The sequence below is a fragment of the Methylosinus sp. LW4 genome, from assembly GCF_000379125.1.
In the GTDB taxonomy this organism is placed as follows: domain Bacteria; phylum Pseudomonadota; class Alphaproteobacteria; order Rhizobiales; family Beijerinckiaceae; genus Methylosinus.
This window is the reverse complement of record NZ_KB900626.1, coordinates 1327943-1352795: the sequence shown is the minus strand read 5'-3', so window position 1 is coordinate 1352795 and position 24853 is coordinate 1327943. Positions and strand designations below refer to the sequence as shown.

At 65.6% G+C, this 24853-nt stretch carries 21 protein-coding genes; 15 read left to right on the top strand and 6 right to left on the bottom strand.

The features are described 5' to 3' along the window. The first annotated feature begins 20 nt into the window (after nt 1-20). The 7 genes from METLW4_RS28260 to METLW4_RS0106805 all read left to right on the top strand — a co-directional run bounded on the left by METLW4_RS28260 (nt 21) and on the right by METLW4_RS0106805 (nt 6714). The gene (locus tag METLW4_RS28260) at nt 21-497 is read left to right on the top strand and encodes a Sec-independent protein translocase subunit TatA/TatB (protein ID WP_018265458.1); all 477 of its coding nucleotides are present in this window, start codon (nt 21-23) and stop codon (nt 495-497) included. Next, a complete protein-coding gene (gene tatC, locus METLW4_RS0106835; RefSeq protein WP_018265457.1) occupies nt 494-1276 on the top strand; it encodes a twin-arginine translocase subunit TatC in 783 nt (260 codons plus the stop codon). Before METLW4_RS28260 ends, tatC begins: the two co-directional genes overlap by 4 nt. A gap of 199 nt (nt 1277-1475) precedes the next feature. Further along, a complete protein-coding gene (gene serS, locus METLW4_RS0106830) occupies nt 1476-2795 on the top strand; it encodes a serine--tRNA ligase (protein ID WP_018265456.1) in 1320 nt (439 codons plus the stop codon). A gap of 204 nt (nt 2796-2999) precedes the next feature. Continuing rightward, the gene (gene surE / locus METLW4_RS0106825; RefSeq protein ID WP_018265455.1) at nt 3000-3764 is read left to right on the top strand and encodes a 5'/3'-nucleotidase SurE; all 765 of its coding nucleotides are present in this window, start codon (nt 3000-3002) and stop codon (nt 3762-3764) included. 7 nt (nt 3765-3771) lie between these two features. Then, nucleotides 3772-4458 (top strand): protein-L-isoaspartate O-methyltransferase family protein, encoded by a 687-nt coding sequence (locus tag METLW4_RS0106820; protein ID WP_018265454.1) that lies wholly within the window; start codon nt 3772-3774, stop codon nt 4456-4458. Nucleotides 4459-4629: 171 nt separating this feature from the next. Continuing rightward, nucleotides 4630-6177 (top strand): LysM peptidoglycan-binding domain-containing M23 family metallopeptidase, encoded by a 1548-nt coding sequence (locus METLW4_RS0106815; protein ID WP_018265453.1) that lies wholly within the window; start codon nt 4630-4632, stop codon nt 6175-6177. A 243-nt stretch (nt 6178-6420) separates the two neighbouring features. Continuing rightward, nucleotides 6421-6714, top strand: coding sequence for a hypothetical protein (locus tag METLW4_RS0106805; protein WP_018265452.1), 294 nt, complete (start codon nt 6421-6423; stop codon nt 6712-6714). Nucleotides 6715-6722: 8 nt separating this feature from the next. Here METLW4_RS0106805 and METLW4_RS0106800 read toward each other — a convergent pair whose 3' ends face one another. Next, nucleotides 6723-7826 (bottom strand): hypothetical protein, encoded by a 1104-nt coding sequence (locus METLW4_RS0106800; protein WP_018265451.1) that lies wholly within the window; start codon nt 7824-7826, stop codon nt 6723-6725. A 188-nt stretch (nt 7827-8014) separates the two neighbouring features. Between METLW4_RS0106800 and METLW4_RS0106795 the strand changes: the two genes are divergently transcribed. From METLW4_RS0106795 to ppx, 5 genes are all read left to right on the top strand, one after another. Beyond that, nucleotides 8015-8584: a CDP-alcohol phosphatidyltransferase family protein gene (locus METLW4_RS0106795; RefSeq protein ID WP_020493723.1), complete on the top strand. Its 570-nt coding sequence runs from the start codon at nt 8015-8017 to the stop codon at nt 8582-8584. Beyond that, entirely contained in the window at nt 8571-9716 is a 1146-nt protein-coding gene (locus tag METLW4_RS0106790) for an AI-2E family transporter (RefSeq protein WP_018265449.1), read from the top strand. Before METLW4_RS0106795 ends, METLW4_RS0106790 begins: the two co-directional genes overlap by 14 nt. 4 nt (nt 9717-9720) lie before the next feature. After that, a complete protein-coding gene (locus tag METLW4_RS0106785; protein WP_018265448.1) occupies nt 9721-10413 on the top strand; it encodes a DnaA ATPase domain-containing protein in 693 nt (230 codons plus the stop codon). 61 nt (nt 10414-10474) lie between these two features. Then, on the top strand, nt 10475-12700 hold the full coding sequence (locus METLW4_RS0106780) for an RNA degradosome polyphosphate kinase (protein ID WP_018265447.1): 2226 nt from the start codon (nt 10475-10477) through the stop codon (nt 12698-12700). Next, entirely contained in the window at nt 12690-14222 is a 1533-nt protein-coding gene (ppx, locus tag METLW4_RS0106775) for an exopolyphosphatase (protein ID WP_018265446.1), read from the top strand. Before METLW4_RS0106780 ends, ppx begins: the two co-directional genes overlap by 11 nt. An 18-nt stretch (nt 14223-14240) precedes the next feature. Here ppx and METLW4_RS0106770 read toward each other — a convergent pair whose 3' ends face one another. Both METLW4_RS0106770 and rnd read right to left on the bottom strand, forming a co-directional pair. Continuing rightward, a complete protein-coding gene (locus METLW4_RS0106770) occupies nt 14241-14645 on the bottom strand; it encodes a hypothetical protein (protein WP_018265445.1) in 405 nt (134 codons plus the stop codon). A gap of 341 nt (nt 14646-14986) precedes the next feature. Continuing rightward, nucleotides 14987-16159, bottom strand: a complete 1173-nt coding sequence (gene rnd / locus METLW4_RS0106760; protein WP_026191316.1) for a ribonuclease D — start codon at nt 16157-16159, stop codon at nt 14987-14989. Nucleotides 16160-16477: 318 nt separating this feature from the next. On the opposite strand from rnd, the gene METLW4_RS0106755 reads away from it, so the two are divergent. Beyond that, nucleotides 16478-17467 carry a tetratricopeptide repeat protein gene (locus METLW4_RS0106755; RefSeq protein WP_018265443.1) on the top strand — a complete coding sequence of 330 codons (990 nt, stop codon included), beginning with the start codon at nt 16478-16480 and terminating at the stop codon, nt 17465-17467. 21 nt (nt 17468-17488) lie between these two features. Here METLW4_RS0106755 and METLW4_RS24180 read toward each other — a convergent pair whose 3' ends face one another. Together METLW4_RS24180 and zigA are read right to left on the bottom strand one after the other, a co-directional pair. After that, nucleotides 17489-18094 (bottom strand): DUF1826 domain-containing protein, encoded by a 606-nt coding sequence (locus METLW4_RS24180; protein WP_018265442.1) that lies wholly within the window; start codon nt 18092-18094, stop codon nt 17489-17491. Then, nucleotides 18084-19310 carry a zinc metallochaperone GTPase ZigA gene (zigA, locus tag METLW4_RS0106745; RefSeq protein ID WP_018265441.1) on the bottom strand — a complete coding sequence of 409 codons (1227 nt, stop codon included), beginning with the start codon at nt 19308-19310 and terminating at the stop codon, nt 18084-18086. Before zigA ends, METLW4_RS24180 begins: the two co-directional genes overlap by 11 nt. Before the next feature lie 134 nt (nt 19311-19444). Between zigA and METLW4_RS0106740 the strand changes: the two genes are divergently transcribed. Next, complete coding sequence (locus tag METLW4_RS0106740; RefSeq protein ID WP_157234948.1) at nt 19445-20461, top strand: DUF2971 domain-containing protein; 1017 nt, start codon at nt 19445-19447, stop codon at nt 20459-20461. A 31-nt stretch (nt 20462-20492) separates the two neighbouring features. Here the strand turns inward: METLW4_RS0106740 and METLW4_RS0106735 are convergent, their stop codons facing one another. After that, on the bottom strand, nt 20493-20999 hold the full coding sequence (locus METLW4_RS0106735; protein WP_018265439.1) for a peroxiredoxin: 507 nt from the start codon (nt 20997-20999) through the stop codon (nt 20493-20495). 268 nt (nt 21000-21267) lie between these two features. On the opposite strand from METLW4_RS0106735, the gene METLW4_RS0106725 reads away from it, so the two are divergent. Beyond that, nucleotides 21268-24675 carry a DUF3971 domain-containing protein gene (locus tag METLW4_RS0106725; RefSeq protein WP_245258421.1) on the top strand — a complete coding sequence of 1136 codons (3408 nt, stop codon included), beginning with the start codon at nt 21268-21270 and terminating at the stop codon, nt 24673-24675. Nucleotides 24676-24853: the final 178 nt, after the last annotated feature.

Genomic DNA, 24853 nt, shown 5'->3' with positions numbered 1-24853 from the left:
GGCAGGCTCTCGAGAAGACCATGTTCGATCTCGATCCCGGAAAGCTGATCGTCATCGGCATCGTTGCGCTCGTCGCGATTCCGACCAAGGATCTGCCGCGCGTGTTGCGCCAGATCGGCCAGATCACCGGGCGCATGCGGCGCATGGCGTCCGAGTTCCAAGGCCAGTTCATGGATGCGATGCGCGAGGCCGATCTCGCCGAGGTTCAGAAAAATTTGAAGAGCGAGGTCGATTCGGCCTTTGCGGGCGTCGGCGACGTCGCCTTCGATCCGCTCAAGCAGGCCCGCGAGCAGATCGTCGGCGCGATCGAAGGTCCGCCCGCTCCGCCGCAAGAGGGTGAGGCCAAGGCGGCCGAGAGCGACGTCGCCGCTGAGAGTCATGCGGCGCCGGCCGTCGAAGCGCGGGCCGAGGTCCATGCCTCCGACGAGCCGGCCGCGAGCGAGCCCGCGGCGGCGGCGAGCGGGGCCGAGACGACGCCCGAAAGCCAGCCGATATGACCGACGCCGATATCGACGCCACCAAGGCGCCGCTCCTCGAGCATCTGATGGAGCTGCGCGAGCGGCTCATCCGCGCGCTGATGGCGTTTCTGGGCGCCTTCATCCTGGCCTTCTTCTTCGCCAAGGACATTTATAATCTGCTGGTGGTCCCCTATACGATCGCCGTGGGTCCCGATGCGACGCTCATCTATACCGCGCCGCAGGAGTATTTCTTCACGCAGATCAAGGTGGCGATGTTCGCCGCCGCTTTCGTCTCCTGTCCGATCGTGTTCGGGCAAGTCTATGCTTTCGTCGCGCCCGGCCTCTACAAGCACGAGAGGGCCGCCTTTCGGCCCTATCTCTTCGCCACGCCCATTTTTTTCGCGCTCGGCGCATTGGTCGTCTATTTTCTCGTCATGCCCAATCTGCTGCATTTCTTCATCTCGATGCAGCAGGCCAACGAGCCCGGCAAGGCGAGGATCGAGCTGCTGCCGCGCGTCTCCGAATATCTCTCGCTGATCATGACGCTGGTGCTCGCCTTCGGCGTCGTCTTCCAGCTGCCGGTGGTGCTGACGCTGCTCGGTCAGATCGGCATCGTCTCTTCGCAATTCCTGGCCGAGAAGCGCCGCTATGCGATCGTCCTCGTCTTCATCGTGGCGGCGGTGCTGACGCCGCCGGATGTGTTCAGCCAGCTGGCGCTCGCCATACCGGGGCTGCTGCTCTACGAGGCGTCGATCATTTCCGTGCGCTGGATCGAGAAGAAGCGGGCGGCGGTCGAGGAACAGCAAGCCGCGGGTTGACCCTTCGTTCCGCTCGAGGGACAAGGACCCTCATCCGACCCTCGCTCACGCGAGGGCCACCTTCTCCCACGAGTGGGAGAAGGATTCGCGCCCCTCGTTTCGCGCAACGTTGGCCGCTCCCTTCTCCCACCTGTGGGAGAAGGTGGCCCGGCGTAGCCGGGTCGGATGAGGGCACGCACCAGTCGGCGGATCGATTCTCATGCATGACATCAAATTCATTCGCGATAATGCGGAAGCTTTCGACAATGGCCGCCGCCGCCGCAATCTCCCGCCTCTGTCGGAAAGCCTCTTCGCGCTCGATGACGCCCGCCGCGCGGCGATCGCGGCCTTGCAGGCGGCGCAGGAGCGTCGCAACGCGGCCTCCAAGGAAATCGGCCTCGCCATGCGCGAGAAGGACGCCGCTCGCGCCGAGGCGCTGAAGGCGGAAGTGGCGAAGCTCAAGGAAGACTTCCCGCAGCTTGAGCAGGCCGAGCGCGAGGCGAGCGCCGCGCTCGACAAGGCGCTGTCGGAGATTCCCAACACGCCGCTCGAGCTAGTGCCGGAAGGCAAGGACGAGCACGACAATGTCGAGGTTTTGCTCTGGGGCGAGCCGCGGCAGTTCAACTATCCGCCGAAAGAGCATTTCGACATCGGCGAAGGGTTGAAGCTCATGGATTTCGAGAGCGCCGCCAAGCTCTCTGGCGCGCGCTTCGTCGTGAACAAGGGCGGAATCGCGCGGCTCGAGCGTGCGCTCGCGCAATTCATGCTCGATCTGCACACGGGCGAGCACGGCTACACCGAGGTCGCGCCGCCGCTGCTGGTGCGCGACGACGCCATGTTCGGCACGGCGCAACTGCCGAAATTTCGCGACGATCAGTTCTCCGTGACGGCGGGTCGTGGCGACGGGCAATCGGAGGAGCCGGCGAGCGAATATTGGCTGGTGCCGACGGCCGAAGTCCCGCTCACCAATCTGGTCCGCGAATCCATCCTCGACGAATCGCAGCTGCCGCTGCGCTTCACCGCGGGCACTTATTGCTTCCGCGCCGAGGCGGGCGCGGCGGGGCGCGACACGCGCGGCATGATCCGCCAGCATCAGTTCTACAAGGTCGAGCTCGTCTCCATCACCACGCCCGAGCAATCGCTCGAGGAGCATGAGCGCATGACCGGCTGCGCGGAGAAAGTGCTGCAATTGCTCGAGCTGCCCTATCGCAAGGTGACGCTCTGCACTGGCGACATGGGCTTCGCCTCGCAGAAAACCTATGACCTCGAGGTGTGGCTGCCGGGGCAGGGGAAATATCGCGAGATTTCCTCCTGCTCGGTCTGCGGCGATTTCCAGGCCCGGCGCATGAACGCGCGCTACCGTCCCGCCGAGGGCAAGGCGACGCGCTTCGTGCATACGCTCAACGGCTCCGGCGTCGCCGTCGGCCGCGCTCTGGTCGCGGTGCTGGAGAATTATCAGGAGGCGGACGGCTCCGTCACAGTGCCGACGGTCCTGCGCCCCTATATGGGTGGGCTGGAGCGAATCGCCGCGGCGCGGTAGCCCTTACCGTAATCTATGCGCGCGCTTCCTTCTCCCGCTTGCGGGAGAAGGTGGCCCCGCGAAGCGGGGTCGGATGAGGGTCCTTCGCGTGACGCGAAGACTCGTCTCGACCTGGACGAGCCCTCATCCGACCCTCGCTGACGCGAGGGCCACCTTCTCCCACGTGTGGGAGAAGGAGCGCCAATGATCAGCGTTTGTGAGACGATGCGCATCCTCATCACCAATGACGACGGAATCCACGGCGCCGGCCTCGCGCTGGCCGAGCGCGTCGCGCGCAGCCTCACCGACGATGTCTTCGTCGTCGCGCCGGAGAGCGAGCAATCCGGCGTCGCGCATTCGCTCTCCATCAATGATCCGCTGCGTCTGCGCGAAATCTCCTCGCGGCATTTCGCCGTCAAAGGCACGCCGACCGATTGCGTCATCATGGGCGTGCGCAAGCTGCTCGCCGACAGACCGCCGGATCTCATTCTCTCCGGCGTCAATTCGGGCCAGAATCTCGCCGAGGACGTCAGCTATTCCGGCACCATCGCCGGCGCCATCGAGGGCACGCTGCTCGGCATTCCCTCCATCGCGCTGTCGCAGGTCTATGATTTCTTCGCCGGACGCCGGCACATCCACTGGGATTGCGCGGAGACGCATGCGGCCGACGTCATTCGCAAGCTGGTCGCGGCCGGCATTCCGCCGGGCGTGCTGATGAATGTCAATTTCCCCAATTGCACGCCGCAAGAGGTGAAGGGCGTCGCCGTCACCATGCAGGGCCAGCGCTCCAATGATCTGATGCATATAGAAGATCGCAAGGACGGTCGCGGCATTCCCTATTATTGGATATGCTTTCGGCGCGGCAATTTCACGCCGGGGCCGGGCACCGACCTCGAGGCGGTGGAGGCGAATAAGATTTCGGTGACGCCCCTGCGCCTCGACTTCACCGACCATCCGACCTTGACGCGGCTCTCCGCCGCTTTCGAATAGGAGCCAAATGGAGGAGCGCGCGGACGAGGGACCATCGATCGAGGCTCGCGCGGCGCTTCTCCTGCAATTGCGGCGCGCCGGCGTGCGCGACCTCTCCATCATGCGCGCCTTCGAGACGATTCCGCGCGAGCTGTTCGCGCCGCATCGCTTTCGCGATCTCGCCGCCCGCGACATGTCGCTGCCGATCGGCTGCGGACAGACAATGCCGGCCGCCGCCGCTCTCGCGCGCCGGCTCGAGGCGCTGCGAACCGAGCCGCATCATCGCGTGCTGGAAGTGGGGACGGGCTCCGGCTTCGGCGCGGCGGTGCTGTCGCGGCTCGCGCGCGAGGTAGTGACGATCGAGCGTTACGAGACCTTGGCGATAGAGGCGCGCCAACGCCTCGCCGAGCTCGGCTGCGCCAATGTCGAGGCGCTGTTCGGCGACGGGCTCGCCGCCGATGAGACGCGCGGATATTTCGACCGCATCATTCTCCATATGTCTTTTCACGAGCAGCCGCCGCATGCGGTCATGGCCGCGCTCGCGCCGGGCGGGGCTGCGATCTTCGGACGCTATGCGCCGCCGGCTTCCGAGGATGCGCGGCCGTCGGAGCGGCTCTCGCTCTCGCATCGCGACGGCGAGGCGCTGTGGACGACGAGCGATCTTTGGCCCTGCCGGCTCGGCGCGGCGCTCATCGGGCGCGCGAAAGCTCTGTGAAGGCTCGAAATTTACCTAAAATCCGCGTCGCGTCGCTGAACCCGCATTCATCTTAAACGCTCCCTTAACCGGGCTGTGGCTAAATGACCACAGTGAGGATAGCGTTCGAGCGTAGGTCGCGTCATGGCAATTGAGCGTCGTGTTTTTCTGTCGCGAGTCGCAAAGCGGCTCATGTTCGCCGCTGGCGCCGCCGGCCTGCTCGCCGGTTGTTCCGACGCTTCCCGTTTCTCCGATCCTTTCACCAATCCTTTCCAGGATTCTGCGCCGACGAGCCGCGTCGATCGCGCGCCGACGGGCACGATCTCGCAGCCCGTGCGCCGCAGCGTCGTCGAGCGCCAGCCGCTCGCCCCGCCGCCGGCCGTGAGCCAGCCCGCGCCCGTCGCCGCCGCTCCTGCGCCGGCTCGGGCCGCCGCGCCGGCGCCTGCGCCCGCCCGCGTGGCCGGCGCCTATAATCATTGGAGCGCCGAGGGCGGCACGCCCGTGGTCGTCGCCGACGGCGAATCGGCCGGCGTGATCGCGACCCGCTATGGCGTGCCGCTGGACGCGCTGCTGCGCGTCAATGGCTATGGCAAGCCGGCCGAGGTGCATTCCGGCTCGCGTCTGGTGATCCCGATCTATCGCGCTTCCGCCGCTCCGGCGGCGCCCGTGGCCGCAGCGCCGGCTCCGGCGCCCGTCCATGTCGCCGCGCAGCCGAAGCCTTTGCCGCAGCCTGCGGCCAAGACGGCGGATGTGCGCGATCGCAAGACGGAGAAGAAGGCCGCCGCCCCCGTCGAGCCGAAGAGGAAGACCTCCAGCGTCGAGGCCGAGCAGGAGCCCGTGCGCCCCGTCGTGGCCGAGCGTCCACATGCCGCGCCTGTCCGCCAGGCGCAGGTCGAGGCGAAGCCGGCCAAGGCGGCCCCGGTCAAGCAGGCCGAGGCGCAGCCTGCGCGGCTCGCGCCCAAGCAGATGGTCGCTCAGGCGCCCGCGCTGAAGCCGACGCCCGCGCAAAAGCCGCAGGCCGAGGCGCATCCGGCCCGCGCGCAGCTCGCGCAGCGGACCAAGGAGCCCGAGCCCGCGAAGACGAAGGCTGAGCCGCAGCGCAAGCTCGCTCAGGCCGAGCCCGCGCGCAAGGCGGAGCCCGAGGTCCGCGCCGAGAAGATCGCCAAGAAGAAGCCCGAGCCGGCTCAGCCGAAGGAGATCGCCCGCGCGCCGCAGGTCGAGAAGCCGCAGCGTTACGCCGAAGCCGCGCCGGCCCCGCAGCCGCAGGCTCTGCGCAATATCGACAAGACGCCGACCGCCTCGATCCCGCCGCAGGCGCAGCAGGCCGAGGAGAAATCAGCCCCCGCGGCGTCCGCGGCCTCCGCCGATGCGCGGCCGGAGTTCCGCTGGCCGGCGCGCGGCCGCATCATCCAGGGCTTCAGCTCGGGCGGCAATGACGGCATCAACATCTCTGTGCCGGAAGGCACGCAGGTGAAGGCGGCCGAGGGCGGCGTCGTCGCCTATGCCGGCAGCGAGCTCAAGGGCTATGGCAATCTGGTGCTGATCCGCCATCCCAATGGCTTCGTCTCGGCCTACGCCCATAATGGCGAACTCGATGTGAAGCGCGGCGATCAGGTGAAGCGCGGCCAGACGATCGCCAAATCCGGCCAGTCGGGCAATGTCGGCTCGCCGCAGCTGCATTTCGAGCTGCGCAAAGGCTCGACCCCGGTCGATCCGACCGGCTATCTCGCCGGGCTGTGAGCTAGAGCGCTTTCCGATCGAACGGAATCGTTCGATCGATCAGAATTCGCTCCCACGCGAGAATCGAGAGCGCTATCCGATCCAATCGGATTGGATAGCGCTCTAAAAGGAATCTCGGGCGTTCGCGAGACACTTGCGCCGGAGTGGGGCGACGGGCGGCACGACGCGCCCGTCGCCCGTTTTCTTTTCCGACGGGAGCCTCTATAGGGACATAAGGGTTGGGCGATAGGGGAAAATTCGGCAGTGAAACGTCTCATCTCTCTCGCGGCGGCTGTTCTGTTCGTCACGCCGGCGCTCGCCATCGATCCCACCGGAATTCCCGTCTGCGACACATTCTTGAAGCGCTATGAGGAATGCACGGTCGAGCTGCCGCGCGCCAATATCCACGCCGCGCAGAAGGAACTGCTCGAGGGCGCGATGAGCCTGCGCGCCAACGCCTCCAATCCCGAGCTGCGCCCGACATTGGAGAGGTTCTGCGCCGACACTTTCGAGGCGATGAAGACCTCGAGCGACATCAAGGCCTGCATGTCGAAGTGAGCCGCGGCTCAATGGATCGGTATGGTGATCGCATTGCGCAGGGCGGATTCGGCGGCGAAATAGCCGTAGCATTCCGCCGTGTGCAGAGCGGTCCAATTATTGACGGTGAGAAAATTCGCCTTGGTGTCGTAGGTGTGGTCGCCGATGCGGTCCGGGCTCCTCACGCCGGGTCCGACGAAATGCGCCAGCTCGTGAATGATCGTCTCCAGCATGAAATTATCGGTCTTGGCCAATAGCTGCCCGACCGGAAAAAAGATCGTGTCCTCGCGCAGATTCTTGGCGCCCTTGTAATTGTCGTCGCCGGAGAGGCGCGGCTTGCCGTCCGGGCGGCGCGCCTGCCAGCCGCCGTAAAAAGTATAGGCGACATAATCCAGCGCCGCGATCGTGCCGTCGGCGGGATCGGGCTGGAAATAGCCGACGCCCCAGCCGAACATCGGCGCCTGCAGCAGCGAATGGGTGATGACGGTGTTCATCGAATCATAGAGCCGCTTGGCGCGGTGCAATTGCGCCAGCTTCGTCGTCGTCGGCTCTTTCTGCGTGTGGAAATATTTGTCGAACAGAGCGAGCTGCCCTCTGCCGATGTCGTGCAGCGAGGGGAAGGGATCGTTGCGCCCGGCCGGCGCGCGGCGCAAATAATCCGTGGCCATGTCGATATTGAGCTGCGCCATGGAGATCCAATGCCGCGCGCGCGGCAGCAGCGAGCCGATGCGCTCGACGAATTGGGCGTTCTGCTGCGCCGTGGCCTTGGGCGGCGGCGTCTTGGGGCCGGCTTTGGCGGGGGCGGACTGACCGCCGCTCTGGCCGCTCAGCGCATGTATCGTCGGCCCGTCGGGATCGACTCGTCCGTCCGACCAGCCGAGCTGGCGGTTCTGATATTTCTCGATCGCGGCGATGGTGATCGGCCCGACGATACCGTCGACGTCGAGCTTCAATATCGGCCCGCCATCGGCCGGGCAGACGCCATTGAGCGCCGATTGAATCGTTCGCACGTCTTCAGGCAGATTGCGGCCGCCACGGCCGACAGAACCGCCGATCGAAAAGCCCGGCGCGGGCGGCGGATCGCAGCTGGAGCAGCCGCCATTCGACAATTTCATGAGAATTTGCTGGGCCATGGGTCAATTCCCCTCGAGGAGCGCTGAATCGAAATCGGGAGCGGCGCAGACGCGGAGGTCACATTAGCAGGCGGATTTTCGCCTCCTGTGCGCGCGCTCACAGTCGATGCGGCGGCGCCTCCGCCGCGATGCGCCTGCGGACATCTGCGGATTCGCCCTAGCGCTCAGCCCTCGGCGCGCCAGATATGATGGTCATGCGTTCCCTCTGCCTGCGCTGGCTGCCGAATTTCATCACCATCGGGCGTCTCGTGCTGACGCCGGCCGCGATCGACATGATCGTCGGCGATCATTGGCGCGCCGCTTTCGCGATCTTCGTTCTCGCCGGCGCGTCGGACGCGCTCGACGGCTGGCTGGCCAAGACCTTCGATCTGCGCACAGAGCTCGGCGCCGTGCTCGACCCCATCGCCGACAAGGCGCTGATCGTCTCCATCTATGCGACGCTGGCGATCAAGGGCGTGCTGCCCTCCTGGCTCGCCCTGCTGGTGATCTCGCGCGATGTGATGATCGTCGGGGCCGTGTTCGTGTCCTGGCTGCTCGCACGCCCCATGGACCTTCGTCCCTTGCCGGTCTCCAAGGCCACGACGGCGGCGCAGCTGCTGCTCGCGGCCATTGTGCTCGCGGGCGAGGCCTTCGCCATTTCGCTCCATGGCGTGGACAGCCTTCTAATGGCCGCGGTCGCGGCATTGACCGTCGCTTCCGCCAGCGTCTATCTCTGGCGCTGGGTCAAGCTCATGGGACCAGACGATGTCGGAGCGTGAGATGGGGGAGGCGCGCGTTTCGAACGCGCTGGACCGGCGGCTCGCCTTCTGGACGGCGACGATTCTTCTCGTCTTCGCGCTGTTCTATTTTCTGAGCGCGGTGCTGGCGCCTTTTCTGGCGGGGCTCGCGCTCGGCTATCTGCTCGATCCGGTCGCCGATCGACTGCAGACGCTCGGCCTCTCGCGCCTCGGCGCCTCTTTCGTCATTTTGACTGTGTTCGTCGTGCTGGCGGCGGCGATCGTGCTGCTGATCGCGCCGGTGCTCACCCGGCAATTCAGCGAGTTCCTCGAGAGCCTGCCCGGCTATCTCACCACTCTGCAAGGGCTGCTCACGCATGTCAGCCGCGAGGCTACCGGCGATTTTATGCGCAGCGTCTATGAGAAGCTCGGCCTGCCGGTCTCCGACGCCTCGCTCGACACGCAGAAATATGTGAACGACCTCGCCAGCGAGGCCGCGCGCATGGGCGCCGCGTTTCTCAAATCGCTGGTTTCCGGCGGCGCGGCGCTCGTCAATATGGTCTCGCTGGTGGTCATCACGCCGGTCGTCGCCTTCTACATTCTGCTCGACTGGGACGATATGGTCGCGACGCTCGATCAGCTGACGCCGCCGCGCTATCGCGACGATGTGCGCGCCATCGCTCGCGACATAGACAGAGCGCTGGCCGGCTTTCTGCGCGGCCAGGCGCTCGTCTGCCTGTTCCTGGGCCTGTGGTACAGCATCGGCCTGTCGCTCATCGGCTTGAATTTCGGCTTCCTCATCGGCGTCAGCGCCGGCGTGCTCAGCTTCGTGCCCTATGTCGGCTCGATCACCGCTTTCGTCCTGTCGATCATCGTCGCTCTGGTGCAGGGCTGGCCGGATTGGCGGCTGCTGGCCATGGCCGTGGCGGTCGTCTCCACGGGCCTCTTCCTCGATGGCAATGTGCTGTCGCCGCGCCTCGTCGGCGGCTCCATCGGCGTGCATCCCGTTTGGCTGATGTTCGCTCTGCTCGCGGCGGGATCGCTGTTCGGCTTCACCGGGCTGCTGCTGGCGGCTCCGGTCGCGGCCGCGCTCGGCGTCATTCTGCGCTTCGCCGTGCGGCGTTATCGTCAGAGCGCGCTGTTTCTCGGCCCGGCCGCGCCGGGGGAGAGCTGAGCCCATGCCAGAAGGCGATTCTCGCCGCGGGCCCGCCCAGCTCTTCTTCGATCTGGCCGGCGAGCCGCGCTATGGCGAGGCGGATTTTCTGATCTCCCCCGCCAATCGCGCGGCCTATGAGATGATCTCGCGCTGGCCGGACTGGCCCGACAGCGCGCTGCTGCTCGTCGGCCCGCCGGGATCCGGCAAGACCCATCTCGGCGCCATTTTCGCGCGTCGCAACGACGCCGTTCTCGTCTCTCCGACCGAGATTCCCGAGCCCGGCCGGCTCGCCGGCGCCGCGGCGATGCTCGACGGGCTGGAGGCGGTGACGGATGAGACGGCATTGTTTCATTTGATGAATTTTCTACGGGAAAGCGGCGGGTCGCTGCTCGTCACCTCGCGGCGGCCTCCGTCTGCGCTGCAAATCGCGCTTCCCGACCTATTGTCGCGTTTACGTCGTGCGCCGGTCGTAGAAATCGGCGCGCCGGACGATTCTCTGATTCGCGCCGTGCTGGAAAAGCTGTTCCGCGACCGTCAGCTGGCGGTAGAGGCGACGCTGGTCGACTATGTCGCGCTTCGGCTCGAGCGCTCGCTCGAGGCGGCTCGCGCCTTTGTGCGCATGCTCGACGAGGAGGCGCTGGCGCGCGGCCGTCCGGTCACGCGCGCGCTCGCGGGCGAGCTTCTCCAGCTGATCGACGCCTCGCGCGGCGCGTGAGGGCTTTCGGATGGTGGAAAATCTGTCAGAATCGCGCCGGCGGGCGAGAGGTGGAAAAAGCATGTCGAAGCACATCCAGGACAATCTCGAGGCCGAGCGCACCGGGGCCGATATTCCCGTCATGGACCAGCCGGGCGAGATTCTGGAGCGTCCCGAGGAGCTCGCCGCTCTGCCGCAGCGCTTCATCAATCGCGAATTGTCCTGGCTCGAGTTCAACCGCCGCGTTCTCGAGGAGGCGTCCAATCGCAATCATCCTCTGCTGGAGCAGCTGCGCTTCCTCTCCATCTCCGCCAATAATCTCGACGAATTCTTCATGGTGCGCGTCGCCGGCCTGCGCGGCCAGGTGCGCACCGGCGTCGCCACTCTTTCGCAGGACGGGCTGACCCCGGCCGAGCAGCTGGTGAAGATCAACGAGCGCGTGGCGCTGCTCACCACGGCGCAGACGCGGCGCTGGCGCGAGCTGCGCCGCGAGATCGAGGATGTCGGCATCGTCATCGTGGAGCCGGGGCATCTCTCCAAGGGCGACCGCGAATGGCTGGAAGACCATTTCCTCTCGCGCGTCTTTCCGGTGCTGACGCCGCTCGCCATCGATCCGGCGCATCCTTTCCCCTTCATCCCCAATCTCGGCTTCACCCTCGCGCTGGAGCTGGTGCGTCCGGGGGATCGCAAGACGCTTCATGCGCTGGTGCGCCTGCCGCCCAAGATCGAGCGTTTCGTGCGTCTGCCGAGCGCGGGCGGGCAGGGGCGCGAGCGCTTTATGCTGCTCGAGACCTTGATCGCCATCAATGCGCAAAAGCTCTTTCCCGGCTATCAGCTCAAGGGGCAGGGCATTTTCCGCCTCATTCGCGACAGCGATCTCGAGGTGGAGGAGGAGGCCGAAGATCTGGTCCGTCTGTTCGAGACGGCGCTGAAGCGTCGCCGCCGCGGCTCGGTCATTCGCCTCGAGGTCGCCTCGGACATGCCGGAGGCGCTGCGCGCCCTCGTCGCCGAGGAGCTCGATGTCGGCGATGACGAGATTTTCGTGCTCGATGGAATGCTGGCGCTGAACGATCTCTCAGAGGTGGTCGCGCTCGATCGGCCCGATCTCAAGTTCAAGCCCTACACGCCGCGCTTCCCAGAGCGCGTGCGCGACAATGGCGGCGATTGCTTCCTCGCCATCAAGCAGAAGGACCTCGCGGTCCATCACCCTTACGAATCCTTCGACGTCGTCGTGCAATTCCTGCAGCAGGCGGCGCGCGATCCCAATGTGGTCGCGATCAAGCAGACGCTCTATCGCACCTCTTCCAACAGCCCCATCGTGCGCGCGCTGGTGGAGGCGGCGGAGGCCGGAAAGTCGGTGACGGCGCTGGTCGAGCTGAAGGCGCGCTTCGACGAGGAGGCGAACATCCGCTGGGCGCGCGATCTCGAGCGCGCCGGCGCGCAGGTCGTGTTCGGCTTCATCGAGCTGAAGACGCATGGCAAGCTGTCGATGGTGGTGCGGCGCGAGGGCGGCGGCATCGTCACTTATTGCCATGTCGGCACGGGCAATTATCATCCGGTGACGGCGCGCGTTTATACGGACATCTCGCTCTTCACCGCCGATCCGGCGATCGGCCGCGACGTGTCGCGCATCTTCAATTTCATCACCGGCTATGCGGAGCCCGCGGGTCTCGAGCGCATGGCGGTGTCGCCCATCTCGCTCAAGACGCGGCTGCTCGAGCATATCGAGCAGGAGATCGGCTTCGCCAAGGCTGGCAAGCCGGCGGCCATCTGGGGAAAATGCAACGCTCTCGTCGATCCCGAGATCATCGACGCGCTCTATCACGCCTCGCAGGCGGGCGTGTCGATCGAGTTCGTCGTGCGCGGCATCTGCTGCCTGCGGCCGGGCGTGCCGGGCCTTTCCGACAATATCCGCGTGAAATCGATCGTCGGGCGTTTCCTCGAGCATGCGCGCGTCTATTGCTTCGGCGGCGGCCATGCGCTGCCGCACGCCAAGGCCCATGTCTATATTTCCTCGGCCGATCTCATGCCGCGCAACCTCGACCGCCGCGTCGAGGTGCTGATGCCGATCACCAATCCGACGGTGCATCAGCAGATTCTCGATCAGATCATGCTGGCCAATCTCATCGACAATGAGCAGAGCTATCGAGTCTTGCCGGATGGCTCTTCGTTACGCATAACTCCCCCGGAGGGCGAAGAGCGGTTCAACGCCCATAAATACTTCATGACCAACCCGAGTCTCTCTGGCCGTGGCAAGTCTCTCAAGGAATGGCGCCCGCGTTCGCTCCTCAAGCCGCGTGAGGAATGACGCGGCGGAGGTAGAGGCGGCGCGTGCGGAAGAAACGCAGCGGCCTGTCGCGATCGTCGACATCGGCTCCAATTCGGTGCGTCTCGTCGCCTATTCGGCGTTGGGGCGCGCGCTGACGCCGATCTTCAACGAAAAGGCCATGTGCGGCCTCGGGCGCGGCGTCGTCACGACCGGCCGGCTGCCCGATGATGCGATTCGCAAGGCGCTCGCGGCGCTGCGGCGCTTTCGCTCGCTCTGCGAGATCATGGAGATCGGCGACATAGAGGTGATCGCGACCGCGGCCGCGCGCGACGCCGTCAATGGCGCCGCCTTCCTCGCCGCCGCGCAGGAGGCGATCGGCCGCGAAATTTCGCTGCTGTCCGGCCGCCGCGAGGCCGAGCTTTCGGCGCTCGGCGTGATCTCCGCCATCCACGAGCCGGACGGAGTGGTCGGCGACCTCGGCGGCGGCTCGCTTGAGCTCATAGATCTGCATGACGGCGAGATGGGCGAGGGGGTGACGCTGCCGCTCGGCGGCCTCGCGCTGATGGACGCCGCCAGCCGCTCGACCCGCCAGGCGTCGCGCATCGCCCGCAAGGCGATCGACGAGGCGCCGCCGCTGCAGCGGCTCAAGGGGCGGACCTTCTACGCCGTCGGCGGCACATGGCGCGCGCTGGCGCGGCTGCATATGCGCCAGCGCAATTATCCGCTCGACATGATGCATAATTATCGCATCCCGACCAGCGACGCGGCGGAATTCGCCAGCCTGCTGGAGCGCGTCGACAGCGAGGCGCTGGCCGATATCGCCGCGGTCTCGGCGGCGCGCCGTCCGCTGCTCGCCTATGGCGCGATCGTTCTCGACGAGGTGATTCGCAAGGCGCGGCCCAAGGAGATCGTCATCTCCGCCGCCGGCGTGCGCGAGGGCCTGCTCTATGAGCGCCTGTCGCCGCAGCAGCGCGCGGCCGATCCGCTGGTCGCCGCCGCGCGTGAATTGGAGCGCGCCATGGCGCGCGCGCCCGGCTATGGCGATGATCTCATCGCTTGGACCGACGCGCTGTTTTCCTCCTCCGGCCTGCCGGAGACCGAGGATGAGGCGCGGCTGCGCCACACGGCCTGCTTTCTGTCGGATGTCAGCTGGCGCGCCCATCCCGATTATCGCGCCAATCAGGCGATGAATGTGATCGCCAATTCCGCCTTCGTGGCCGTCGATCATCCGGGCCGCGCCTTTTTGGCGCTGGTGGCGGTGCTGCGCCACGCCGGGCCGGACAGCGAGGGCGCTCTGCCGGTGCGCGGCCTGCTGTCGCCGCGCTTGCTGGAGCGCGCCCGCGTGCTCTCGGCGGCGCTGCGGGTCGCTTATCTGCTGACGGCGGCCATGCCCGGCGTCTTGCCGCGCACGCCGCTGGTCACGCATGAGGGGAGGCTGATTCTGTCGCTGCCGCCGGAATTCGCCGATCTCGTCAGCGAGCGGCTGGCCAGCCGGTCCAAGGCGCTCGGCCGTCTCATCGGGGCCGAGGCGGTCATAGAGGCCGCCGCCTCCGTCCTCTGACGGAGGCGGCGGCCTTCATCAATAGGCCGCGCGGGGCGCGACGCGCTCGCTCGTGCTCACCGTGACGGCGCCGGCGTCGGCGGAGCAGGAGAAGCGCAGCGTCTTGGCGACGGCGGTGTCGAGATTGGCGGACGAGCCGCTGGAGATCGGCACAATGAAGCGCGTCGTCGCCGTGCTGGCGTTGGCGGCCTCGAGCGTCGGCGCGTCGAAGACGATCACCGTCAGCCGGCAGGCGCCGTCGCCGCCGACGAAATAGCTCAGCACATGTTTCTGGCCCGCGTCGAAGCTGGCCGCGGCGAGCGGCTTCAGCGTCACGGGCGCAGCCGCCGCGCCATAGGGCTCGGCGTGCAGGGCCACGCCCGCCGTGAGGCTCAGCACAGCGGCGAGGGCCAGAGCGAAGATGCGTTTGCCTGCAGTCATCATGGTCTTGTCCTTCCTCGAAATCAGCGGCGGCGCTGGAAAGCGCCTCCTGCGACCGCCGCTCCTCGACCGCGCCGAAGCCGCGTCGAGCTCACGTTGCGTCGCAACATGATCGTATGTTGCGCCGCAGCAGCAAAAATTCAAGGCGCGGTTTGTCGCAGGGCTGCTTCTATAGAACCATTCGATTTGGCAATGAATTCAGCTCTAAAGAGGAGTTGTGCGTCGCAAAATGGATGGGTTTGTACGGGCTGGATGGGTTGGCAAAGAGCCACCCATCCCTATCCGTCAAGATAGGGATGAGAATGGGTGAAAGAATGGGGAGTCTGCCTACCCTTAGGCGGGCTTCAGCGCGCGGCGCTCTCGTCCAGCTCTTGCCAGTCGAGGGTGACGACCCGGCCTTTTTCGACCGCGAGGGCCAGTCGTCCAGCCTTCAGCTGCAGAGCTTTGTCGCCGAAGATCGCCCGCCGCCAGCCGGAGAGGGCAGGGACGTCCGCCCCATCGTCGGCGGCGATGGCCTCGAGGTCTTCGACGGTGGCGATCATCTTGGTGGCGACGCCCGTCTCTTCGGCGACCTGCCGCAGCAGCACCTTGAGCAGCTCGACCGTGGCGCCGCTGGAGCTGCCGCGCTTCTCCCGCTCTATGCGCGGCAGCGTCGCGGGGTCGCGCGCCAGCGCTCTTTCCACGGCGGCGACGATTTCCGCCCCCGAGCGGGAGCGCTCGAGCCCGCGCGGGAAGGCGCGCAAATTGCCGAGCGCCTCCTGCGTGCGCGGGGCGGCGAGGGCGATCTCGATCAGCATGTCGTCCTTGAGCACGCGCGAGCGCGGCACGTCGCGGCCCTGCGCCTCGGCCTCGCGCCAGGCGGCGAGCTCCATCAGCACGGCGAGGTCGCGCGGCTTGCGCACGCGATGCCGCAGCCGCTCCCAGGCGTTCTCCGGGCTCTGCTCATAGGTCTCCGGCGTCGTCAGCGTGCGCATCTCGTCGACGAGCCAGTCGAGCCGGTTGGAGCGCTCGAGCCGCGCGCGCAAATGCGTGTAGATCTGCCGCAAATGGGTGACGTCGGCGATGGCGTAGTCGATCTGCGCCGTGGACAAAGGCCGCTTCGACCAATCGGTGAAGCGGGAGGATTTGTCGAGGCTCTCCTTGGCGATGGCTTTCACCAATTCGACATAGGAGACCTGATCGCCGAAGCCGCAGACCATGGCCGCGACCTGCGTGTCGAACAAGGGCGCGGGAATCAGCCGCGCCAGCCGCCAGACGATCTCGAGGTCCTGGCGCGCGGCGTGGAAGACCTTGACCACGCTTTCATTGGCCATCAGCTCGAAAAAGGGCGTGAGGTCGAGCCCCTCGGACAGGGTGTCGACGGCGAAGGCCTCCTCGGGCGAGGCCAGCTGGATGACGCAGACCTTGGGCCAGAAAGTCGTTTCCCTCAAAAACTCCGTGTCGACGGTGACGAACGGATGTCGGGCGAGACGGGCGCAGGCGGCGGCGAGATCTTCGGTAGAGGTCAAGAGGCTCATCGACATGCAGTCTTAGAGTACTTTTTTGTGGTCCTGAAGGGTCTTTGCGCATGTTTTCTCACTCTCGACGCATGTTTTCGACCGATTTTCCTGCTGAACGCCCGAGCCTGCGCTGGGCGCGACGGCCCGCGCGGCGCATACGAAGGCGGCCAATCTGTTGAGCCGTTTCGGAAAATCATTTATCCGGGCCGTTCTGCGCGCCTCGGCCGAGCGGAGGCTGAGGCGGCGCGCGTCTCGATGCGCAGTTTTTCCGATTGCTCTCGAAGCGGCGAAATGAAATCATAGTGAAATAGTCAACTATACGGAGCCCTCGGCCACATGGCGCGCCACGCTTTCGTCTCCACCTCGTTTCGGTCTCCGCTTCGTCTCGCGCTGGCGGCGGCTTTCTCCCTCGTCTGCGTCGCCGCCGAGGCCAAGGGCGACGCCTGGGCGTCCTGCCGCGCCGCCGATCCCGACAAGCGCATAGAAGGCTGCGGCGAGGTGATCGCGCGCGGCGACAAGGAGACCAAGCCGAACCGCGTGGCGGCCTATGTCAATCGTGGCGGCGCCTATCACGCCAAGGGCGATTTCGAGCGCGCGCTCGCCGATTTCGACAAGGCGCTGGAGATCGACCCGTCCTCCTCCGTCGTTCTCGCCGATCGCGCCGCCGCCTATCGCGCCAAGAGCGATTTCGACCACGCCATCGCCGATTACGACAAGCTCCTCGTCGCGCAGCCGAAATCGGCGGCGGCCTATCTCGGCCGCGGCGGCGCCTATCAGGGGAAGGGCGATCTCGACAAGGCGATCGCCGATTACGACAAGGCGCTGGAGCTGGACAAGAAATCGGCCGCCGCTCTGGCTGGTCGCGGCCGCGCCTGGCGCGCCAAGGGCGATCTCGACCACGCGCTCGCCGATTTCGACGCGGCGATCAAGCTCGAGCCCAAATCCGCGCAGGCCTATCTCAATCGCGCCGCGCTCTATCAGGCCAAGGGCGATCTCGACCATGCGCTCGCCGATTACGACAAGGCGATCGCCAGCGACGGCAAGCTCGCCATCGCCTATAATAATCGCGGGCTGACGCTGCACGCCAAGGGCGATTTCGACCGCGCCGTCGCCGATTTCGGCAAGGCCGTCGGGCTCGATCCCAAATATGCGCGCGCCTATCTCAACCGCGCCAACGCCTATCGCGGCAAGCATGATCTCGAGCACGCCAAGCCCGATCTCGAGCAGGCGCTGACGCTCGATCCCAATCTCGCTGCGGCGAAAAAGGGGCTGGACGAGGTGACGAAGCAGCTCGCCGCCCGCGCCGCGGCCGCGCCGGCGCAATAAGCCTGCGACGCGCTCTCGTCGTCAGCGCGACGGCGAGGGCGCCTCGTCTATGGCGAGGAAGAGCCGCTCGACGCCCGTCCCGGCGATCGGCGGCGATCGATGCGGAAGGGCGCGGAGTTCGGCGCTCGCCGCCTTTTCGCCGCGCATGATCGCGACCCAGCCGCGTTCGAGCCGCCGAATCGAATTCTCCGCGAGCGGATCGGCGTCCGGCCCCGGCGCGATCCATTGCGTGCCCGGACCGCGATAGGTGGTCACGAGCCGAAAGCGCACGAAATCGACGTGGAATAGCCGGCAGGCGTCGTCGGCGATCGTCTCCAGCCTGACTCGCAATTCCTTCGCCCCAGTCGCCTCGCGATAGAGACGCGCGAGACGCATGACGTCGCTCGCCAACCATTCCGCGAGCCACTTCGGCGCGAGGCCGGCGTCGCCAAGAGCGTCGATGACGGCGCGCGGAAAGGTCTCCTCGGCGCCGGTCACGCGCAAGCGCAGAGGCTGCGCGAGACTCATCGCATCCAACGCTTCGGCGATCCGCGGCTCCAATTCTCGCGGCAACAGGCAGATGGAGCGGGACTGCATCAGTCGGCGAGCGGAACTGGACGGCGGCGCGGCCGCCTCGTCACGCAGCATCGGCGCTCTCCCAAGCGGGGAAGGGATCGACGAGCGAGCGATAGGCGGAGGCGTCGAAGCGCTTCGGCTTTTGCGGCCCGACGAGGCAGGCGTCGAGCGCGGCGCGAATCGCGGCCTCGTCCATGCCAATTCCGATGAAAACGAGCTCCTGCCGGCGATCGCCCCAGACCTCGTCCCAATTGCGCTCGAAATGGCGTTTCCAATCGGGGTGGTCGGGCCAATGCTGCTTCGGCACGGCGATCCACCAATAGCCCATGGCCGTCACGCGGGCGATCGCGCCGGCGATCGAGAATTCGCCGACCCATTTCGGCCGGGTGGCGAGCCAGAAATGCCCCTTGGCGCGCACCAGTCCCGGCCAGGTCGCATTGATGAAAGCGTTGAATTTTTCGGGGTGGAACGGACGCCGCGCCCGATAGACGAAGCTCTCTATTCCATATTGCTCCGACTCCGGCACATGCTCTTCCGGGCTGTAGAGCGCCTTGTGCCAAAGCGGATGGCGCTCCGCCTTCTCCTCGTCGAAAAGGCCGGTGTCGAGAATGGCGTCCATCGGCGCCGCGCCGAAATCGGTCTCGACGATGCGCGCGTCGGCGTTCAGCGACTTCACCAATTTGCGCACCAGCGCCAGCCGCTCATCCGATACAGCCGAGGCCTTGTTGAGGACGATGACGTCGGCGAATTCGATCTGCTCGACGAGGAGATCGACGAGGGTGCGGTCGTCGTCCTCGCCGGCGACCTCGCCGCGGTCGCGCAGAAAGTCGTTCGATCCATAGTCCTGCAGCAGGCTGGCCGCGTCGACGACCGTGACCATCGTGTCGAGCCGTGCGAGATCGGAGAGGCTGGCGCCATTCTCGTCGCGAAAGGAGAAGGTGCTGGCGACCGGCAGCGGCTCGGCGATGCCCGTGCTCTCGATCAGCAGATAATCGAAGCGGCCTTCCTCGCCGAGGCGCCGCACCTCCGCGAGCAGATCGTCGCGCAAGGTGCAGCAGATGCAGCCATTGGTCATTTCGACGAGCTTCTCGTCGGTGCGCGACAGCTCTGCGCCGCCGTCGCGGATGAGGTCGGCGTCGATATTCACCTCGCTCATATCGTTCACGATGACGGCGACGCGCCGGCCCTCGCGATTATTGAGAACATGATTGAGCAGCGTCGTCTTTCCGGCCCCGAGAAAGCCGGAGAGGACGGTGACGGGGAGGCGAGGGTCGGGGTTCTGGGCCATGGCGCGCCATATGTTATGTTATAACATAAATTGGCGTAGCCGAGCGGGATAGCGGCGTCAAGCGGAGGACGGTTGAATGAAGTGGAGCGGAATCTTATCCTTGAGATGCAACGGCTTTGATTGTTAGGGACGACATGGCAGAGAATGTTCCACAGGTTGCTGATAAAATTGACAGTTCTTCGAACGAGGCGGCCAATGCGCTTCTTTCTCGCTTGTCACAAATATTGTGGGCAGAGCTAGATTCGGTTCCAGAGTTTTATGATGCCAAGCCTCTGCTCGCTCATTACACTTCAATTCAAACGCTTGAGTCGATTTTCAAAAATCGACAGCTGTGGTTTTCCAATCCGCTTTATATGAACGATCTCGAAGAGGTTCGGTTTGGCATATTGGAAGGCTTATCTGCATTCATGGCTAGCCAATCTCTTGAATTAGCCTGCGGTACACCGCAGCGCGCGGCGCTGTTGCGTCAGAACTTTAAATTTTTATTTGATTCTTTCGAGCGCGAGCACGCTCTCGATACGTATGTATTTTGTTTGTCGGAGCACGTGCCTGGAAATGACGACGGGCTTTTGTCGATGTGGCGTGGCTACGCAGCAAATGGGAGCGGCGCCGCGATTGTTTTCGATACGAGGCGGTTGATTCACAATGAAAATACGCCGTTAACACTTGCTCGCGTTATCTATGCTTCGGTGGAGAAGCGACGAAAATGGATCATAGATAAAATCGAAATTCTAGCAAGTTTTATTCGCGATGTTCCACACTCTGACGAGCAGCTATTTGTTCCAGCCTTCGCATTCTTCGAGCGGCTGAAGCTGTTCGCTCTATTTACAAAGCACCCAGGGTTTGAGGAAGAACGCGAATGGCGTGCAGTTTACCGTCCTGAACGTGATCTCAACAAGTCGTTTTCTGATATGATTGAATACACTATTGGCACTCGAGGGATCGAAAATAAGCTAAAATTAAGACTTGAACCAATACAGGGGCTTATCGAGGATGACTTTACCCTCGATAAGCTCATTCACCGGATTATCCTTGGCCCCACGCTCTCATCGCCACTCACCCGTGCCGCTGTGATTAGAATGCTCAATCGTTACGCTCCAACTCTTGTAGAGCGATTAGCGACCTCGAGCATTCCTTTCAGGTCGGTTTGAAATCAACGAATCGGAGCGTGGGCGAGGGGCGCTACTTCCCCTTCGCCGCCGCCAGCACCTCGGCCGCATGGCCCGGCACTTTCACCTTGCGCCAGATTTTCTCGATCTTGCCGTCCGGGCCGATCAGAAAGGTCGAGCGCTCCACGCCCATATATTTGCGGCCATACATGCTCTTCTCCACCCAGACGCCATAGGCGGAGAGCATCTCCTTGCTCTCGTCGGAAGCGAGCGGGAAGGTCAGCTCATATTTGGCGCGGAACTTGTCGTGCTTGGCCGGCGAATCCGGCGAGACGCCGACCAGCGCGGTCTTCGCCTTGGCGAAATCCGCCTTCAAAGCGTTGAATTCGATCGCCTCCTTGGTGCAGCCGGAGGTGTCGTCCTTGGGGTAGAAGTAGAGCGCCAGCTTCTTGCCGGAAAAGCCGGAAAGAGAGAGCTTCTCGCCGCCGGCGCCCGGCAGCTCGAAAGAGGGGGCGGCGTCGCCTTCGCGCAAGCCTGTGGATTTCTTCGCTTCGGTCACCGCGCCTTCCTTTCGTCTCATCCGCCGTTACAATCGGCAGCATGCAGAGGATGGCGCGCTCCGCAAGGGATTCTGGTGAAAATCCCCAGTTGCGCGCCATTCGAGTTGTGATCTTCTCGACGCCGTGCAGATTCGGCGCCGGCGCGCGCGGAGCGGCGCGGTCGAACCGAAGGGCTGGCGCTTGACGCAGAGGATAGACGAGAGTCCGGCGGTCGGAGCGCGGGCGCCGCGCTTTTTATTGGGATTTTTCCAGCGCGGCTCGACCGCGGTCCGGCTGCGGGGCTTTTGCGTGGTGCGTAGCCTTTCCATCGTGGCGGTGACGGCGCTGCTCGTCATCGTGCTCACTGTCGGCGCTTTTTTCGCCGCGCTCGCCCGCGGTCCCATCGCCTCCGACTGGCTCGCGCCAAAAATCGTCGAGGCGCTCGACGATCTCTATGTCCATCGCTACCAATTCGGGCTCAGCTCGGTGGCGATCGCCAGCACGGATCACGGCCTCACCTTCACCGTGAACGGCCTCGCCGTGAAGAGCGGCGAGCGCACCATCCTCGCCGCGCCGCGCGCGCAATTGTCGGTGGACCCGCGGGCGCTGCTCATCGGCCGGCTGACGCCGCGCCGGCTCGATGTGCTGGACCTCGAGCTGAGGCTCGAGGTGCTGCCCGACGGCGTTGTGGCGATCTCTGCGCCGGGCGCCGATCCCGTCGCCATACCGCTCGACACGCCATCGCCGGCTGAGCCCGCCGCAGAGGCGCAGGCGGCGCCTGTCGTCCCATCGCTGCGGCAAGCGGCGGGGGCCTTGCGCGCGGTGATGAATTTCATCGTCGATCCTGAGAGCCCCGTCGCCGCCATCGACAAGATCGGCGTCTCCAACGCCCGCCTCGTGATCGACGATCGCACGCTGGACAAGACGATCGTTTATGACGATCTGACCTTGAGCTTCGACAAAATCGCCGGCGCGCGGCGGCTGCGCCTCGGCGCCACCGGCTCCTCCGGCCATGTCGGCGCCGAGGTGGAGGCCAAGGGCGCCATGGGCGAGCGGCGCACGCTGGACGCGCGCTTGCGCAGCCTCTCCATGGAAGAGGTCGCGCTGGCCGCGGGGGCGCGCACTCTGCCCTTCGACACAGACGCGCCTTTGTCGCTCGATCTGCATTTCGCGCTGGCGGACGACGGCCGCGTCATCGAGGCGAGCGGGAAATTCGCCGTCGGCGAAGGCTTCTTCCGCCTCGAGGAGCCGGACGCCGAGCCTTTCATGCTGCAGGAGCTGTCCATCTCCGGCCGCTGGGACATGGAGCGCCGGCTGCTCGCCATAGAGCCGGTCGAGATTCGCACCAGCGTCGCGCGGCTGAGCTTCAAAGGCGCGCTGACGCCGCCGGCGGAAGGAACGGGCGTCGTCGGCCTCTCATTCGATCTCGTGCGGCCGGGCGCCTTTCTGCCGACGCGCCATGGCGAGGCGCCGCTCGTCGTCGAGAACGCCGGCCTCACCGTGACGCTCGATCTCCTCGCCAAGAAATACAAGGTCGAGCGCGTCTATCTCGACGGGCCGGAGGTGCACGCCGCGGCCTCCCTCGATGTAGACGGCGCGCAGCCGGATGGAACGCATCTCAAATATGCGATCCGCGCGACGCAGACGCCGCTGCGCTCCGTGCTGCGCATCTGGCCGACGCAGGTGGCGGCGCCGACGCGCATGTGGATGGACGAGCACATCACCGCCGGCGTGATGCGCAGCGGAACGCTCACCGCCGATCTCGATCAGCAGGCGATGATCGCCGGCCGTTATGAGCGGCCGCCGCCGGACGCCGCCTTGCGCGGCGATTTCGATCTCGACAATGCGACGCTCGTCGACGCCGTTCCGGGCCTGTGGCCGATCAACGGCATGAACGGCCATATCGCGCTCACCGGACGCACCGTGTCCTTCGTCGCTTCTTCCGGCGTTATGGAGAGCGCGCCGGGCCGCAAGCTCGCCATAACGGAAGGCGTGTTTCGCGCGCCTGCGCTGGGCTTCGATCCGGCGCCCGCCTGGATCGAATTGAAGCTCGCCGGCGGCGTGGAGGCGGTCGCCGACATTCTCTCGCTCAAGAGCGTCGCCCCGGCCGCCAGCCTGCCCATGGACGCCAATCAGCTCAAAGGGCAGATCGAAGGCAAGCTGCGCATCGACTTCGAGCTCGGCCTCGCAGCGAAGGAAGAGCATACGCGCATCGCCGTCGACGCGGAGACGAGCAATCTCTCCATGGATCGCTTCATCGGCAAGGAGCGGCTCGAGGGCGCGGCGCTGCGGCTCGTCTCGGATCGCGAGGGGCTGCGCGTCACCGGCGCCGGCCGCGTCTTCGGCGCGCCGGTGACGCTCGATCTGCGCCGCGCCGCCGGCGAGAAGGGGCAGGCGCAGGCGCAATTGTCCTTCTCGCTCGACGACGCCGCGCGCCTGCGCGCCGGCTATGGATTTGGCGGCGTCTCCGGCGTCGTCGGCGTGCAAGTGCAGACGAGGCTGCCGATCGAAGATTCCGAGTCGCAATTCGAGATCGACTTCTCCAAAGCCGCGCTCGATCATCCCTTGCCGGGCGTGACCAAGCCGCTCGGCAAGCCGGGCCGCGCCAGCTTCACTCTGGTGAAGCGGCCGGACGGCTCGGCGCTCGAGCAATTGCAGGCGGAGGCGGGGCCGCAGCAGTTTTCCGGCGTGGTGGAGCTCGGCCGCGACGGCGTGCTGCGCTCGGCCAAGCTCAGCCAAGCGAAGCTCTCGCCCGGCGACGACATGCGCTTGGAGGTGACGCGCGGCGGCGATGCGCTGAAGCTCGTCGTGCGCGGCGCCAATATCGATGCGCGTCCGCTGCTGCGCTATCTCTCGCAGCCTTCCGCCGAGCCGCAAGGCGCCGCGGCGGCGGGCAAGCCGGCGTCCTCGGACGATTTCGATCTCGACCTCAAATCGCCGATCGTCACCGGACACGGCAAGCAGATTCTCTCCAATGTCGATCTGCGCTTCGAGCGGCGCGGAGGCAAGCCGCGGCAATTGTCGCTCACCGGCAATTTTGGCCGCGAGCCTTTCGCCGCGATGCTGACGCGCCATCCGAGCGGCGCGCCGCAGATCGATCTCTCGACCAGCGACGGCGGCGCCTTTCTCTCCTTCCTCGATCTCTATCACCGCATGGAGAGCGGCGCGCTGTCGGCGACGCTATTGCTCAATCCGGGCCGCTCGGACGGCACGATGCGCATTCATGATTTCTATCTGCAGAACGAGCCGGCCATTCGTCAGCTCGTCATGCAGGGCGCCGCGCGCACCGATGACAAGGGCGCCGCGCATTTCGATCCAGACTCGGTAAAATTCGCGCGCGTGCAATCCACCTTCACCTGGGCGAATGGCCGCCTCACAATGCGCGATGCGGTGATGTCTGGAACCGATATCGGCCTGACCGTGGACGGCTATATCGACATGGCGCGAGACCGCATCGACGTGTCGGGCTCGTTCGTGCCGGCCTATGGGCTCAATAATCTCGTGTCGAATATTCCGGTCATCGGCTTCATGCTCGCCGGCGGCCAGCACGAGGGCGTCTTCGCGGTGAGCTTTCGCGTGAGCGGCGCCTTCAGCGCGCCGGTGCTGACCGTCAATCCGCTATCGGTGATCGCGCCGGGTCTCTTGCGCAAGGTGTTCGGCATAGTGGACGGCACCGGGACGGGCCGCCTGCCGGAGAGCGCGCCGGCGCCGCGGTAAGGGGGCGCCGCGAGAGCGGCGTCATCTCGCGCGGCGACAGATCGGGCCGGTGGGCTCCGGGTCTTCTCGCAGCGTCGCCATCAACGCCGAGGCGCCGCCGCAGGCGAGGAGCAGAAGAAGCGCGAGCCACCCGATGGCGGCTCGCGTGTGGATGGTCGAGGCGCTCCACATGCGCGCG